This window comes from Burkholderia sp. HMSC10F09, assembly GCF_001806955.1.
Taxonomy (GTDB): domain Bacteria; phylum Pseudomonadota; class Gammaproteobacteria; order Burkholderiales; family Burkholderiaceae; genus Burkholderia; species Burkholderia multivorans.
Genome location: NZ_KV786886.1, coordinates 1 through 597 on the forward strand (window position 1 = coordinate 1; position 597 = coordinate 597).

At 51.1% G+C, this 597-nt stretch carries 1 protein-coding gene and 1 pseudogene; both read left to right on the forward strand.

The window, feature by feature from the left end; translation table 11 throughout:
* A partial coding sequence (locus tag HMPREF3115_RS31755) for a DUF3304 domain-containing protein (protein ID WP_176748767.1) occupies nucleotides 1–240 on the forward strand: 240 nt, incomplete at its 5' end.
* 144 nt (nucleotides 241–384) lie between these two features.
* Nucleotides 385–597 (forward strand): annotated as a pseudogene (locus HMPREF3115_RS32040) (DUF3304 domain-containing protein); the annotation flags it as partial.

Sequence of the window (597 nt, forward strand, 5' to 3'; positions counted from 1 at the left end):
GGTTGGTACAAGGCCGAGAATGTTCGAATTGAACCCTATATCACCGGTCAGACAGCGGGTGTGTGGGCGATTTTTCTCCCAGGAGATCGCGTGAAGGTTGTAGTTGGAAATCCCAATGCATCTGATCTTGCACCCAACGCCGGACCACCAGCAGCTAGCGATCCGTATGTGGTACAGGGCGCTCCCGACGAAGAATGGAATTATGAGTATCCGAAGGGCGTGATGCGGAGGATTAAATAATGAACGTGGATCGAACGTTGGAGAGAGCGTGGCCAATTAAACGACACACAAGCGACATTGCGATCAATCCGCGACGTCGTGCCCGCGAAACAAGCAGTTATTCCTGCTCGTTGACGGTTTGAACAATATATACAAGGTTGATGAATGAAAACGAATCGATTTATTGGTGTGGCGGTGTTGCTGGTGCTTCTCGCGGGATGTGCTGGCCTGCATGCCGATGAGTCGTCTACGGTCGAGATGCCGAAGACAGTCGAGCTGAATAGTGGTGATTCACGTTCGATGAATTATACGCCGTGGTACATCCATAAATTCTCGATCTCTGGGCCAAAGGGAACAAGAATCGGTGGTGGAGGTGGG